Consider the following 1,728-nt stretch of genomic DNA (forward strand, 5'->3'; position numbering starts at 1 on the left):
ATCCTGGCCACCAACACCTCGGGCCTGAACATCGACGAGATCGCCTCGGTGACCAAGCGCCCCGAGAGCGTCATCGGCCTGCACTTCTTCTCGCCGGCCAATGTGATGAAGCTGCTGGAGATCGTCCGCGCCGACCACACCTCCGACAGCGTCATCGCCACCTCGATGAAGCTGGCCAAGCAGATCGGCAAGATCGCCGTCCTGGTCGGCGTCTGCCCGGGCTTCGTGGGCAACCGCATCCTGGGCCAGCGCCAGCGCGAGGCGCAGAAGCTGGTCATGGAAGGCGCCATGCCCTGGGACATCGACCGCGTCCTTTACGACTTCGGCTTCCCCATGGGCCCCTTCGCCATGAGCGATCTGGCCGGCCTCGACATCGGCTGGAACGCCGAGAAGTCCTCCGGCTCGACCATCCGCGAGGTGCTCTGCGAGATGGACCGCCGCGGCCAGAAGACCGGCGCGGGCTACTACGACTACGACGAGAACCGCAACGCCAAGCCCAGCCCCTTCACCGAGAAGGTGATCAACGACTTCATCGTCAAGTCAGGCGCCAACCCGCGCAAGATCAGCGACGAGGAGATCCTGGAGCGTTGCATCTATCCGATGATCAACGAGGGCATGAAGATCCTCGAAGAGGGCAAGGCCATCCGCGCCTCCGACATCGATGTGGTCTGGCAGAACGGCTACGGCTGGCCCGTCTATCGCGGCGGCCCCATGTGGTACGGCGACCAGATCGGCGCCGCCAAGGTGCTGGCCAAGATGCAGGAGTTCCAGGCCAAGATGGGCGACCAGTTCAAGCCCGCCGCGGCCCTGGAAAAGCTCGTTTCCGAAAACAAGAAGTTCGCCGACCTCTAAGGCGAAACAGCATCCAGAGACGGCCGCCCGGCCCGTGCGCCGGGCGGTAGAGCAGGACACCTTCCTTCCCACATTGCAGGACACACTTCCCATGCGTGAAGCCGTCATCGTTTCCACAGCCCGCACGCCGATCGGCAAGGCCTATCGCGGCGCGTTCAACAACACCTCCGGCGCCGAACTCGGCGGCCACGTGATCGCCGAGGCGGTCGCCCGCGCCGGCGTCGATCCGGGCGAGATCGACGACGTGGTCATGGGCGCGGCCCTGCAGCAGGGCTCCACCGGCAACAACATCGCCCGCCAGGCGGCGCTGCGCGCCGGTCTGCCCAACACCGTCTCGGGCATGACGCTCGACCGCCAGTGCTCCTCGGGCCTGATGGGCATCGCCACGGCCGCCAAGTACATCATCAACGACGGGGCGACGGTCGCCATCGGCGGCGGGCTGGAAAGCATCAGCCTGGTACAGAACGATAAGATGAACCGCTACCGCACCAGCGATAAGTGGCTGAACGAGCACGTTCCGGAAATCCACACCTCGATGCTGGAAACCGCCGAGATCGTGGCCGACCGCTACAATGTCAGCCGTGAAGCCCAGGACGAGTACGCCTATCAGTCCCAGCAGCGCACCGCCGCGGCCCAGGCCGCCGGCTACTTCGACGCCGAGATCGCGCCGCTCACCTCGATCATGCTGGTTCAGAACAAGGAGACGGGCGAGTTCTCCGAAAAGGAAGTCCGCCTGACCCTGGACGAGGGCAACCGGCCCCAGACCACCCTGGCCGACCTGCAGAAGCTGGCCCCCGTGTTCAAGGGCGGCCAGTACGTCAAGGAAGGCCGCTTCATCACCGCCGGCAACGCCAGCCAGCTCTCCGACGGCGCCGC

At 65.6% G+C, this 1,728-nt stretch carries 2 protein-coding genes; both read left to right on the forward strand.

What is annotated here, in order from left to right; all coding sequences use genetic code 11:
• Positions 1–852 (forward strand): 3-hydroxyacyl-CoA dehydrogenase family protein (locus RMO04_RS07070; protein WP_309644081.1); only part of this gene is annotated, 852 nt, incomplete at its 5' end.
• Between the two features lie 91 nt (positions 853–943).
• The coding region (locus tag RMO04_RS07075) for an acetyl-CoA C-acyltransferase (protein WP_309644082.1) at positions 944–1,728 on the forward strand (785 nt) is incomplete at its 3' end.

The sequence above is a fragment of the Phenylobacterium sp. genome (genome assembly GCF_031412415.1).
Classification (GTDB): Bacteria; Pseudomonadota; Alphaproteobacteria; order Caulobacterales; family Caulobacteraceae; genus Phenylobacterium.